This is a genomic window from Sphingomonas cannabina (assembly GCF_021391395.1).
Taxonomy (GTDB): domain Bacteria; phylum Pseudomonadota; class Alphaproteobacteria; order Sphingomonadales; family Sphingomonadaceae; genus Sphingomonas; species Sphingomonas cannabina.
On record NZ_CP090059.1, the window covers coordinates 3,625,186 to 3,636,795 of the forward strand.

9 protein-coding genes are annotated in these 11,610 nt (G+C 67.0%); 5 read left to right on the top strand and 4 right to left on the bottom strand.

Annotated features, from left to right (window positions below):
* Positions 1 to 73 precede the first annotated feature (73 nt).
* From LZK98_RS17105 to LZK98_RS17115, 3 genes are read left to right on the top strand one after another with little or no spacing between them, the layout of a single operon-like run.
* Complete coding sequence (locus LZK98_RS17105) at positions 74 to 763, top strand: HD domain-containing protein (protein WP_233783726.1); 690 nt, start codon at positions 74 to 76, stop codon at positions 761 to 763.
* A 23-nt stretch (positions 764 to 786) separates the two neighbouring features.
* Positions 787 to 1,239, top strand: coding sequence for a carboxymuconolactone decarboxylase family protein (locus LZK98_RS17110; RefSeq protein WP_233783727.1), 453 nt, complete (start codon positions 787 to 789; stop codon positions 1,237 to 1,239).
* A 60-nt stretch (positions 1,240 to 1,299) separates the two neighbouring features.
* The gene (locus LZK98_RS17115; protein WP_233783728.1) at positions 1,300 to 1,965 is read left to right on the top strand and encodes an HD domain-containing protein; all 666 of its coding nucleotides are present in this window, start codon (positions 1,300 to 1,302) and stop codon (positions 1,963 to 1,965) included.
* A 268-nt stretch (positions 1,966 to 2,233) separates the two neighbouring features.
* Here LZK98_RS17115 and LZK98_RS17120 read toward each other — a convergent pair whose 3' ends face one another.
* Entirely contained in the window at positions 2,234 to 2,629 is a 396-nt protein-coding gene (locus tag LZK98_RS17120; RefSeq protein WP_233783729.1) for a hypothetical protein, read from the bottom strand.
* 313 nt (positions 2,630 to 2,942) lie between these two features.
* Between LZK98_RS17120 and LZK98_RS17125 the strand changes: the two genes are divergently transcribed.
* Positions 2,943 to 7,511 (top strand): restriction endonuclease, encoded by a 4,569-nt coding sequence (locus tag LZK98_RS17125; RefSeq protein ID WP_233783730.1) that lies wholly within the window; start codon positions 2,943 to 2,945, stop codon positions 7,509 to 7,511.
* 25 nt (positions 7,512 to 7,536) lie between these two features.
* Here the strand turns inward: LZK98_RS17125 and LZK98_RS17130 are convergent, their stop codons facing one another.
* From LZK98_RS17130 to LZK98_RS17140, 3 genes are read right to left on the bottom strand one after another with little or no spacing between them, the layout of a single operon-like run.
* The gene (locus tag LZK98_RS17130; RefSeq protein ID WP_233783731.1) at positions 7,537 to 8,043 is read right to left on the bottom strand and encodes a hypothetical protein; all 507 of its coding nucleotides are present in this window, start codon (positions 8,041 to 8,043) and stop codon (positions 7,537 to 7,539) included.
* 1 nt (position 8,044) lies between these two features.
* On the bottom strand, positions 8,045 to 8,986 hold the full coding sequence (locus LZK98_RS17135; RefSeq protein ID WP_233783732.1) for a TIR domain-containing protein: 942 nt from the start codon (positions 8,984 to 8,986) through the stop codon (positions 8,045 to 8,047).
* A gap of 6 nt (positions 8,987 to 8,992) precedes the next feature.
* Positions 8,993 to 9,706 (bottom strand): helix-turn-helix transcriptional regulator, encoded by a 714-nt coding sequence (locus tag LZK98_RS17140; RefSeq protein ID WP_233783733.1) that lies wholly within the window; start codon positions 9,704 to 9,706, stop codon positions 8,993 to 8,995.
* Positions 9,707 to 10,016: 310 nt separating this feature from the next.
* Between LZK98_RS17140 and LZK98_RS17145 the strand changes: the two genes are divergently transcribed.
* Positions 10,017 to 11,303 (top strand): DUF5623 domain-containing protein, encoded by a 1,287-nt coding sequence (locus LZK98_RS17145; protein ID WP_233783734.1) that lies wholly within the window; start codon positions 10,017 to 10,019, stop codon positions 11,301 to 11,303.
* The last annotated feature ends 307 nt before the right edge of the window (positions 11,304 to 11,610 follow it).

An 11,610-nucleotide genomic window follows, 5' to 3' on the forward strand; every position in this document is an offset into this window, starting at 1 on the left:
CGATCTCAATACAAGGCGAGCGGAATGCATCGGCCTTCCCGATGCGGACCCGAAGACCAACAGACGAACGACTTTGCGCGCACGCTCGCGCCACGGAGGTTTTGTGCAAAACGAATTTGAGATCGACGGTGCGATCGCTGGAATTCGGATTCCCGACAGCGCGATCGCTCGCGCTGCCACGCAGCTCGTGCGCGAAACCGAGGATGATCTGCTGTTTCATCATAGCCGCCGCGTGTTCTTCTGGGGTGCGCTCACCGGCGAGCGCAAGGCGCTGAAATATGACGCCGAGCTTCTGTATCTCGGCGCCATGTTCCACGACATGGGACTGACGCCGGCTTATGCGAGCCCCGATCTCCGCTTCGAAGTCGATGGTGCAAACGCCGCCCGCGACTTCATGCGGGGCTATGGCGTGACCGAGCGGGACGTCGAGGACGTCTGGACGGCTATCGCCCTTCACACCACTCCCGGCATTCCAGAGCATATGCGCCCCACTGTCGCGCTCGTGACCGCCGGCGTCGAGATGGACGTGCTCGGCATCGCCTATCACGATTTCACTCAGCAGCAGCGCGATCAAGTCTGCGCCTGTCATCCGCGCGAGGCCAATTTCAAGGAGAACATCATCGCGCATTTCGCCGATGGCATCGCGCCCAAGCCGCTCACGACCTTCGGTAACGTCAAGGCCGACGTGCTTGCGCTCAAGGACCCAAGCTATGTCCGCCAGAATTTCTGCGCGCTGATCCTGGGTTCGAGCTGGCCAAATTGAAGCATCGAGACGGGAGAATTCAGATGACCATGCGCATGGATTACATGGCGGCGGCACCAGCCGCGATGAGGGCTCTAGGCGGCGTTTACGGCTATGTCGGCCAGAGCGGGCTACCGAAGGAACTGATCGACCTGGTCTACCTCCGCGTATCGCAGATCAACGGTTGCGCCTACTGCATCGACATGCACGCGCGGGAGCTTTCGCAGGAAGGCGTGCCCCACGAGAAGCTGATGCTCGTTCCGGTCTGGCGCGAAGCGGGTGACCTGTTCAGCGACACCGAGAGGGCGGCGTTCGCGTGGGCGGAGACTGTGACTCGCGTCGCTGACACGGGTGTGCCCGACGCCGAATATGAAGCCGCAGCGGCGCGATTTGACGCCAAGGCCCTGACGGACCTCACCGTCGCGATCGGGCTCATGAATGCCTACAATCGATTGGCGATCAGTTTCCGCCGTCCGCCGTCCGGCGCGAAGAGCTGAGAGCGCCCGCCGAGCAGCGCTTCCCCGGAGATGCCGACACAGCGGCCAAGGAGTATCGCCATGGCTTCGACCTCCATCTGCGGCGTAACCGTTCCCGACAGCAAAATCGCGCGCGAGGCGACCGAGTTGCTGCGCGATGTTTCGAGCGACTTGCTGTTCGAGCATTCGCTCCGGGTGTATTTCTGGGGTGCGATCGCGGGGAACCGCAAGAAGCTCATCTATGATCCGGAACTGCTTTACGTCGGAGCGATGTTTCACGATTTCGGACTCACCCCGGGGTATCGGACAAGCCAGCTACGGTTCGAGGTCGATGGTGCGAACGCAGCGCGCGACTTCCTCGAGAGTCATGGTATCGGCCGAACGGATATCGACAAGGTCTGGGCGGCCATCGCCCTTCACACCACCCCCGGTATTCCGCACTTCATGGATGCGGAGATCGCGCTGCTGCATGCGGCGACCGGAATGGATGTGGCCGGCCGCGGCTATGCCGACTTCACTCCCGAGGAGCGCGAGGCGGTAACCGCTGCCTATCCGCGAGGGCCGGAGTTCGAGGCCGGCATCATCGACGAATTCTATGCCGGCCTCAAACATCGACCCGACAGCACTTTCGGCACGCTCAACGAGGGCTATCTCGCATGCCGAGATCCCGAGTTTCGGCCAGGCAACATCTGCAGCGTCATCCTGACCTCGCCATGGACCTGCGGGTCACTGGCTCCCGATCCTTAATCATCTGCAAGCCGGGTTGATCGACCTGCTTCTGCCTTGCTTCGGCGGCGGGTCGGCTTGCAAATGCGACAAGCAATGGCAATGGCGCCTGGAATAGCGCAAGACCCTGAGCAGCCTGTGCTAACAGCCACCGTTATCGCGGCGCCTTCCTACCGGCCTTAGGCTGCATGATGGCGGCAGTGTCCGCAACGGGGTCGTTCGCAGACGCTCGATCCCCAGTTCTCGGTCCTGGCAGCTAAGAATCGCCATTGACCGCCCAACTGCCGATTTAAATCAGCGATTCCCTGATTTGAGTGATCAACTTGAAGACGATCGCGACACTGATCAGTTGGAACGGCAAGGATAGCAGCAGCATGCTTTCCAAGGCTGCGCCTCGCTCCGAAGGCGAACTGCGTTGGGCAAAAACGACGACATGACCGATCCAGGAAGAATAGAGGACGAAAGTGCCAGCCAACTGAATGAAGAGGGGGGTCGTCGATCCACTGCGCCATCTCCTGTTGGATAGTCCGATTACCATGGCAGCGCCGCAACCCAGGGCGATTAACGACCAAGGTGGCTGGTCTATGAACGGCACGGCGCCAATCGGCACGATACCGTGTCCGGCGACGAGCGGGGTAATGGCGTAGATCAGGATGATAGCGGCTCTAATCATCGGCAGCTTCATACTCCACGACCTTCTCGAGCAAAATCAATGGCCACACAAAGATCGAGAACATGGTCTGATATCTCGGCGTCGACCTTGAAGATGCCCTGGTAGTCACTGAGCGGACCGAGATCCGACTCTGGGGCGGCAGTCTGAGTCAAGATGGTCGCTGCGATGTTGGACGGCTATGCGCCCCATGTCGGTCGTTGATCAAAAAATTTCGGTTCCCGAAAGCAGTCTTTCTCTAAGTCCGACGCGCAAGTCGAATTCACGCCATCCTGTCAGCGTATCCGCTTCGTCTTGCGGGCTTCAGCGGTGCCACTAGAACGACGAGATGCCCCGGAAGACGATCACGATCACATCCCCGACACCTCCCGTCACCGCACGCGAAGCCCTGCACGAGATACTGCGCACGTGGGAACCGGCGGCCGGCGCGCCCGGCTTCGAGGGCCTAGTCGCGGACGCGCTTGCCGGCTTTACGGGATACACGTTTAGGCTCGCCAAGTCGGGGTCTCAGTTCGGCCGCGACGCCGCGACCACCGCGGGCCGGTTCGCGATCGCCATGGAGGCGAAGCGCTACACGAACTCGGTCCCGCTGCAGGAGCTCGTCGGCAAGTCGACGCTCGCTGCCTTCGCGCTTGCCGAGGGCGTCGACCTGTGGGTGCTCGTGGCCACCGTAGAGGTCAGCGAGACGACCGAACGGCAGCTCGAGCAGATCCTCGACAAGGGCGGCCTCAGCCTTCTCACCCTCGATTGGACGGCGGCCGGGCTGCCGCCGCTCGCCGTCCTGCTCGCGGCGGTACCGGAACGGGTGAAGGCGTTCGCGAAGCTGCATCTCGATCCCTCCAAGCACGCGGCGCTCGCCACCGGCCTCGCCGACATCGCCGCCGATCCCGGGTTCGATGCCAGCCTCGCCGAGATCCGCAGTAAGCTGTCACCCGGCCTGCTCGGGCTGGATGCCTTCCGCCACAGCAACGCCGACTGGGCGAACTCCACCCTCGGAAGCCGGCGGCTCGCTCAGCGCCAGTTCTCCCAGTTCCTGGTGCCGCTTGAGGACCGGGCGCTCACCGCCGACCGGCCGACGCTGCGGCGCTCGATCGGCGAGGCGGTCGACACCGCGCGCGCCGACGCGGAGGGCGACACGCTCGTGCTGGTCGCGGGCGGCGAGGGCTCCGGCAAGACCTGGGCGGTCACGAACTGGTGGCTTTCCGCGGACCCACGCCCGATCCTGCTGCTGTCCATCGGGCGGATCGCGGAGCAGCTCTCGCCCGGCACCGAGCCGGTCGAGATACTCGCACGGCTTGCGGCGCACCAGTCGGGATCGCGCGACGACACCGCAGTCGCACGCTGGCGCCGGCGGATCGAGCGGTGGTCACAGGGTGGCCGATCTCGCGACGCGTTCGTGCTGGTGGTCGACGGCCTCAACGAGACGAGCGGCAAGGCGTGGGCGTCGATACTGCGCGACCTGCTGCCCGCCGTCCGCGACCTGGGCGGCGTCCTCGTCGCCACCTGCCGCGAGCAATACTGGAACCGCGAGGTTGGCGGCCGCCTGCCACGGTACGTCACGACCATTCGCGTCCAGGTGAACGATTACGACGACGCCGAGTTCGCCGACGTGCTGCGCCGGAACGGCGTCGATCCGGACGATCTGAACCCGCGCCTCAACGCGTTCATGCGCAATCCGAGGATCTGCGCGCTGGCGCTGACGATCCTGCCCCGCCTCGCCGGCGTGCAGGACCTCAGCGTCGAGCGCCTGCTCATGGAGTTCTGGCGGCACCGGCTCGAGGAGCGCGACGACTTGATCGCGCACAACGAGACCGACTTCCGCGACCTCCTCGTCCGCCACGCGCGCGAATACCGCGAACGCCAGGGCGCCGACTTCAACCGGGACGAGTGGCGCACCCGCTCGGGCGCGGCGACCCGCGACGACGGCCGCGACATCAGGAACGACCTCACCGAGATCGAGGAAGGGCGCTTCTTCGACGGCGCCAGCAACACCTACCAGTTCCGGCCGGAGAGTCTGCGGTTCGCTCTCGGTCTCCTGATCGCCGAGGAGCTGAAGGCGCACGTCGACGCGGGGGACGACCTAGACCAAGCGCTCGCGCCGATCATCGACCCGATCAGGGGCTTCGACGCGGCCGCCGACATCCTGACCGCGGCCGTCGCGGTGAGCGTGATGGACGCCGGCTACCCCGACGCGGGGATCGCCGCGCTCGTCGCGGTCTGGATATCGTTGCAGAACCACGTCGAGGACGCGTTCGACGAGTTGATGCCGTACATCGCCGCCAGGCCCGGCCCGTTCCTCGACGCCTACGAATCGCGGGACACTGACCGCGACGACGGACGCTTCCTCCGCTTCATCCTGGAGGCGGCCGCCGAACGGGAGAGCGTGCGGAACGCGCTGGACCAGCGCGTCGCCCGCTGGCTCGGCAGCTGGACCCGGGCGCTGCCCGAGAGCGCCGACGGGCCGGAGCGCGAACGCCGCCAGACCGAAAGGAACGAGCAGATCGACGCCCGTCTCGTGTCGCTGACGCCCGACGAGCGGGCCTGGTTCGCCGCGAACTGCCCCGAACTCGCGAGGCCGAGCGGTCTGGCGATGGCGGCGACGCTGCACCTCGCCGGCAGGGCGCAGACGCCGTTCGCGCCCGGGCTGGTCGCGTTCGCGTTCGCCTACAAGGTTGGCGGCACATACAATTCGCCCTACGACGAACTCGCCTGGGTGCTCCGGCTGAACCGGATCGATCCGGCGGAATTCGCGGCCGCGGTGCGGAACGACGTCGCACGCTTCGTCGCTCCCGGTTCCTCGACGCTCGCCGGCCAGGCCGTCGCGTTCGCCCTGCGACTGATGGGGACCGAGGCCGACGAGGACATGGCCGAGGAGCTCGCGCCGAGGCCCTCGCCGAATGCCATGGGCGGGCCCGAACCGGACCCGCTCGACCCCGCCTCGGAACCGCCCGCCGGGATCGCGGAGGCAGCCGGGCGCATAGCGGCGATCGACCCCGCCGCGATGTGGAACCACATGAGCACCACGGCCGAGGACCACGACCTCGAGCGGACCATGGAGAGCCTCGTCCGCTTCGAGTTCGAGACCCTGCGGGAATTTTTGGACCGGATCGCGCGGACCATCTCAACCCGGACGGGGCTCCCGCTCCGGCAACTCGCATGGCACCTGCCCTGGCTCAGCCCCATCCTCGACGCCGAGACCATCGAGGCGATCGACCAGCGGATCGCCGACATCGCGGCCAACCCGTCGCTGGCGCCGTCGGACGACGCCGACTGGATCACGGGCACGATGGTCGAGAGCGTCCTGCCCACCCGTGACGGCGCCGCGCAGCTCGACGTCCTCCAGTCACTGCCTAACGACGCGCCCTACTATTTCCGATACTCGCGGGTGGCCAAGCCGCTGACGGGCGCCGAGGCCGCGGACCGGTTGGCCGCGGTCATCGACGGCGATCCCGACATCCTCGAACGGACGCTGATCTTCCTCTCCGACGGGGCCGTCGAGGTCACGCCGGCAATGCGGGATCTCGTCATCCGCTGCCTGGGCAGCGACGAGGCCGAGGTGGTCGCGGCGGCGGCCGAGTTCGCCAGGACGCACGACGATCCCGACATCGACGACGCGGTGCTCGCGCTCCCGCGTCCCGACGACGTCGACCGCACGTGGCGGGCGAGGACCGTCTCCGCGGCGATCTCGGCCGCCATCGCGCGACGCGGCCGCGAGGATCTCGTCGAGGACATTCCCGTGGAGCATCTGGACTGGGTCGCGTCCCGCATGCCCGCGGCACTCGACCGCCTGGCGGACACGATCGAGGCTACGGTCGAAATGCTCACGGTCCATGTCGACGTCGAGGCACCAGCGGACGCGATCTTGACGCTCGAGGTCGAGCAGCCGGAGACCGCCGCCCGCATCAGCATGGAAGACCGGGGCGAGCAGTTCGACAATCCGATCGAGGGCCTGAAGGAGGCGATGTCCGATACGTCGGGCGCCCGTTTCGCCAGCAGGCGCCGGCTCCTCGGCCAGCAGCTCGAGCAGTTCCTCGACAGCCTCGCGAACGCCGGCGCGCTCGTCGTCGCCCGCCGGCCGTTCGCGATCGGCTTGGACGTGCTCGCGCGGTCGCAACCGGACAGATATGCCGGGTGGCTGCGCAGCATCCTTTCGACCACCGACGAGCGCGCACTTCGCAACCTCCAGAACGTCGGCCTCGCCCTCGCGCAGCACTACGCCGAGATCGACGCCGACCTCTCGGCCAGGACCTTCGCCCATCTATGGCGCATCGACCCGCACGTGACGGTGACGATGGGTCCGGCCAAGCATCCGATACGCTTCACGTCGCTGTTCAGCGCGGTGTCGTCGGAAGAGATCGACACGTTGCGAGGCAGGGTGCTGGAGCAGGCGTCCGACGATGGCCAACTAGCGACCGTGGTGCTCGCCGCGGAGGCGGCGGGCGCAGGCCAGTGGCTGGACGGCTACATCGACGGACGGCTCGCCTCCGCCACGCCGGCCGACCAGGCGCTGGGGATAACTGCGGCGTCGATGCGCCCCGCCAACCCGCATTCCGACGCCGTGCTCGGACGCGACTGGAAGCGCGGCTTCCTCGGCGATGCGGCCAGGGCGGGACGGACCAGCTACGCGAGGTCGCGCCATTCCGACCACTGGTTCGCCCAGGCCGCGGCCGCGAACCATCCGCATGAGCGCTGGCGCTACCTGGAACTCGCAATCGCGGCGGCCGATCGGCGGCAGCTGGTGGATGCCGCACGGCGCGTCACCCCGGACCTGAGGCTCATGGGCGGCGAAGTCGGTGAGCGTCTGGCGAAGGCGGCGGATAAGGCCAACACCGAGGGCAAGAAGACGCTTTTCGGTTGGAAGAAGCCGACGGGCCTGCTCGGACAAATCCTGCGCTAGGGGATTGGCCCGGTCCGACCGTCTTTCAGCCGCCTGGCATGACCGGTCGCTTCGGCAGATCCTTCGATATGGGGTTCGGGATGCCGGTCGCCTGCTCCCGCGCGGCGAGGAACGCCTCCTGGAAAGCCGTCGTGATGCGGCTTGCCATCTGCCACGCGTCGAACAGACGCTGGTGCGACTCCTCTAGGTCCGCGATCATCGCGTCCCGGCCCTCCGCGGTGGCGATCGCGTAGTTGTGCCGTTCGAAGAAGCCGTGATTGAGCCGGTTCCGGCAGTGCAGCGCCGTGGCGAAAAGGTCGGTGAGATTCTCGTCGAACAGGAAAGATTCGCGCAACTTGGCTAGCAGTCCGCCCAGCGTCTTGCGGTTGATGTCGAGCAGCAGCCGCATGGCCGCATCGCCGTCAGGCTCGGCGTGCCAGCCCGCCTCGAGCCCGCGCAAGCACAGGATCAGCGTGCCGAGTTCGGTCTCGAAGAGCTGCGCCGCCTCGGCGGTGACGCCGAACTTCGCGTAGAGCTCGTCCCGCGTGGCCACCTTAGGCCTGCCACCAAGTCGCGGACACGGGCACGTCGGCGGCGTGCAGCTCGGTCACGAGCCGCCGCTGCCACCCTTCCTGATCGTCCAGCGGGACGTAGACGACGCCGTCGTAATCGGACGGGCGCTCGACACCCGGCGAGACGAGCGCGCACACCCGCTCGACACCGAGCTGACCGATGAAGAAGCCCATCTCGAAAAGCACGTTCTGGCGCGGGCGGCGGACCGCGACCGGCGCGGCCTCGCCGGCCGGGACGAGTTCGGGCCGGAGATGACCGACGTCGTCGCCGGTCAAAAGGACGACGGCGAAGGCCGCACCGTCGGCCTCCTCGCGGAACTTGGTGAGGATCGATCGTCCGCGGTTCGGCCGTTCCGACAGGATGACCACATCGACGCCTACCCGGCGCTCGAGGAACCGTGCGACCGCATGCTTGGCCGCCTCGTCCCGACCGTGCACCAGAAACACCTTCGCCGGCGTAACGTCGACTGCCGGGGCCACCGGCTCGGGTTCAACGCCGGGCGCCTCGGCGGCGACCGCGCCGATGAGGCCATGCTCGCGAAGGATGGCGAACAAGTCGCCGTCCTTCACGGCCCAATGCGTCCGGCTAAACTCGAAATCCGCCAGCTGCAGGTCCCAGCGGAGTTCCTGGATCGCCTCATCGGTCAGCGGGGGTATGGAATCGTCGAACTCGAAGATGACGCGGATGTCGCTGCCGCGCTGCTGGATGCGGCGGATGTGCCCGATGCGCGGGACGCCGTCCGCCGACTGCTCATACATGAACAGGGTCGGGAGCTTCGCCAGTTCCTCCAGCACCGCGGGGGTCAGCCCCAGCAGCGGCGCCCGGATGTCCTCGGCGGTGTGCTCGAGCACGCGGCTGCGGTCCCAGACGTAGGCGCCTTCCTCCCAGGCGTTGTCGCCTGCAGTGACCATCACGTTGAACATGCCGCCTCAATCCCCCCCGTCGGTCGACGCAGCGGCATCCCCGGTTCGCTCCGGAAGGACCACACCATCGCGCGGCGTCTCGTATTCGCCGAGGCCGTCCATCACGAAAGCGCGCGAGATGCCTGATGCGTCCCGGGCGACGCGTAGCGCGATCCTGGTCTCGATCCACTGCGCCATCAGGATCGCCAAGCCGCCACCACCGTCGTCGTCCACGTCGTAGCACTGGACGTCGAAGCTGGCGCCGCCGACCAGGAATCCGCGCGCGGCTAGGCCGTCGAGCAGCGTTTTCGCCTCAAGTTCCCGGACGACCTGGTCGACGGGGCGCAGGGCGCCCTCGATCGCAGCCACCGCCTCGCAATGCTCCTGAAACAGCTGGATCGAGCGGGCGTCGTCGATGCTGTCCAGTTCGCAGAACCCGAAGTCGATGTTGCGACCGCGGCGGAGCAAACCGACCAGCCCACGGCCAGACGTGATCCGATCGAGCGGCACGTGAGGCTGGTCGGAACCCGATCCGGCCGAGCCAAGCTCGGACGCGGGCACGCCGAGGGCCGCGGCCAGCGAGGCGAGCGACGCCGCGGCGATCGTGCGCCCCGCCTCGGCGCGCTGCACGGTCGCTATGCCGACACCCGCCGACGCGGCCAGATCCTCCTGTGTCATCGCCCGGGATGCGCGAAGCGCCCTGATGTTCTCGCCGACGTCCATGTCGTCGATAGCAATCATACCGGTCCTCCCATGTCGATGGGATTCCACGCGGAGTCCACATCAGGCCACCCCAGAGACATCACCGGGACATCACCATCCGTGGCGGCGGACTGGAAGACCGTTGTGAAGGGCGGCTCGGAAAGTGGCCGTGCTTCGCACTTCCCTGGCATGCCCTTTCCTGTAAGATGCGCGGGCGCTCTCAGGTAGGAGCCAGCCGCCCGCCAGGAGCGAAGCTGCAAGCAGCACTGCCGACGATACGGAATGAACTTGTCTCTCGGGCTCGAGGGGCGGTTGGCGGGCGACGCTTCGACACGGGCTGGAGAATGGCATGTCGGACAACACCGTTCGGCCGTCGACGATCGACGGCATCAAGAGCCTCGCCAAGAACGTCAAGCGCGAGCGGGGAATCAAGCACGCCGAGGCGTTGGACCGGGCCGCCGTCGCTGCCGGCTTCGCGAACTTCGCGCACGCCAACCGCGCGATCGCGGATCGCCCGCGCCACGATATCTGGATCACGGCGCGCTGGTTCGACCGCAGGACCAAGGAGCGGGGACAGGAAACGCTCAGGATCGGGCTCGGCGCGACCTACGCGGAATTGCTGACACCCGCCCAGGCGCGGTGCGACCGATACCTGGGCAACGTGCGCGCGGAGGCGCCCGACCACCTCGTGCTCATGCCGATGTCGGAGAACGCCGAACTCACGCGCCGGCGGGTCTGCGAGGTGGCCCGCACGTTGCAGTTCATCGAGGCGACGGGTCTCAAGCCTTCGGATTCGAAACGCACATACCCGAACGGCCGCATCGACCACCGCGTCCCCGGACAGGACCACAGCGCCGTCTGGTGGGATCCGGTGAACCGCCGGCACGTCCGCACCGACGAGCCCTACGTCGACCACGATGAGCCCGTGAACGCCGAGCGCATCGCCTGGGCCGAGCATCACGGCTGGGAGATCGTAAAGCCGCGGTGGGGCGGCATCTACTGGCCGGACCACGGTTGCTCGATCTTCCTCATGGCCGACCGGGCGAAGGGGCCGACCGTCGCGGATCTGGCGGCGGCGCTGGACAAGTCGCCGCGCCCGGTGACCGCCACGCGTTGGACAGGAACGTCGGGCGAATACTACGCCGCGGTGAATACGCCGGGGACGCGCGCCGCCGAGGATGCGAAGCGTGACGCCAAGCCGAAGGAGCGACGCCCCGCGCGCAAGCGGGCGTCGGTCCCCTACAACATGACCTTCGTAGGCCGGCGGCTGCGACCCGACGCGCGGATGCCGATCGACGCGCATCAGGAAGTCGGTGCGCTGCTCCAGTCGGTGATCTCCGATGCCCGCAAGCGCGACGGCGCGCGGAACCGCGTAGACCGGATTCGCAGCGACCTCGACGAATGGGTCATGCGCGAATACGACACGACCGAACTCGACCACGAGACGTTCTCGAACCTCTACTACCATACCAAGGGCGACGGCCCCGTGCCGACGGCGGATCGCGGCGTCATGGTGTCGCGGCTCGAACGTGTGAAGATGATCCTCGCTCGGCACTATCCGGACTGCCCGCCCCTCGACGAGGTCATGGGTCAGGCCGACCGGGCGATCCACTCGCTGCGCAGCTGGAGCCCCTGACGGTTGACGCGGCCGGCGGCGCGATCGCAGCTTGCGCGTCGCCGTGGTCGATGCCATTCCTACCTGTGGCTGATCCGGCCACGCCGTCCACGTTGGCGAAGCCCGAGGGCAGGAGATCATCGCCACCGACGGACCTTCCAGGGTGCGCGCGGGCCTAGTGGACACGCCTCGAAAAGCACCGCGGAGTGGTTCGATGCGGATTACCTTAAAAGACACCGACCGGCCTAAGGCCGCCGCCAAGCTCATCGTCGGGCCGCCAGCGGCGTCAGGTTGAACGAGGCGCAAGATGCGATCGCCAAGGCGACAG

What these genes read in the sequence shown, in the direction of transcription:
- LZK98_RS17125 (WP_233783730.1), top strand. Translation starts at nt 2,943, where the DNA reads ATGCCCCGGAAGACGATCACGATCACATCCCCGACACCTCCCGTCACC.
- LZK98_RS17120 (WP_233783729.1), bottom strand. Translation starts at nt 2,629, where the DNA reads ATGAAGCTGCCGATGATTAGAGCCGCTATCATCCTGATCTACGCCATT.
- LZK98_RS17135 (WP_233783732.1), bottom strand. Translation starts at nt 8,986, where the DNA reads ATGTTCAACGTGATGGTCACTGCAGGCGACAACGCCTGGGAGGAAGGC.
- LZK98_RS17110 (WP_233783727.1), top strand. Translation starts at nt 787, where the DNA reads ATGACCATGCGCATGGATTACATGGCGGCGGCACCAGCCGCGATGAGG.
- LZK98_RS17115 (WP_233783728.1), top strand. Translation starts at nt 1,300, where the DNA reads ATGGCTTCGACCTCCATCTGCGGCGTAACCGTTCCCGACAGCAAAATC.
- LZK98_RS17140 (WP_233783733.1), bottom strand. Translation starts at nt 9,706, where the DNA reads ATGATTGCTATCGACGACATGGACGTCGGCGAGAACATCAGGGCGCTT.
- LZK98_RS17145 (WP_233783734.1), top strand. Translation starts at nt 10,017, where the DNA reads ATGTCGGACAACACCGTTCGGCCGTCGACGATCGACGGCATCAAGAGC.